At 58.6% G+C, this 517-nt stretch carries 1 rRNA gene; it reads right to left on the reverse strand.

Annotated features, from left to right (window positions below):
• Positions 1 to 297: 297 nt before the first annotated feature.
• Positions 298 to 517 (reverse strand): 16S ribosomal RNA (locus DMP11_RS10170); the annotation flags it as partial.

Consider the following 517-nt stretch of genomic DNA (forward strand, 5'->3'; position numbering starts at 1 on the left):
GCTTGCTTCGAACATACGTTCGCGATCTATGATGAATCATCGATCGTGTCCATGATGCGAACACCCTGATTACTCGCAATCGAGAATTCATTGGTATTCATTGATCATGTCTTGACCGCGACATCACTACATGTCGCGCGCTATGCAACTGTCAAGGAGCCCGCGGGCGCGCGCGGCGCCTCGGGAACCGGATGCTGCAGGAGGGATGAGAGACCTGTGAGAAAGTTAAGTTGTTCCGTCAGGGAGGGGGAGCTTACCGCTCGACCCCTTCCGGCGCGAAATGTCGCGTCTCCCTAGAAAGGAGGTGATCCAGCCGCACCTTCCGGTACGGCTACCTTGTTACGACTTCACCCCCCTTACCCTCCACACCTTCGACACCTCCGCCCCTTGCGGGTTCGGCCGGCGGCTTCGGGTGCAGACGACTCGGGTGGTGTGACGGGCGGTGTGTACAAGGCCCGGGAACGTATTCACCGCGGCATGCTGATCCGCGATTACTAGCAACTCCGACTTCACGCAG

The organism is Parvibacter caecicola, assembly GCF_003725335.1.
Lineage (GTDB): Bacteria > Actinomycetota > Coriobacteriia > Coriobacteriales > Eggerthellaceae > Parvibacter > Parvibacter caecicola.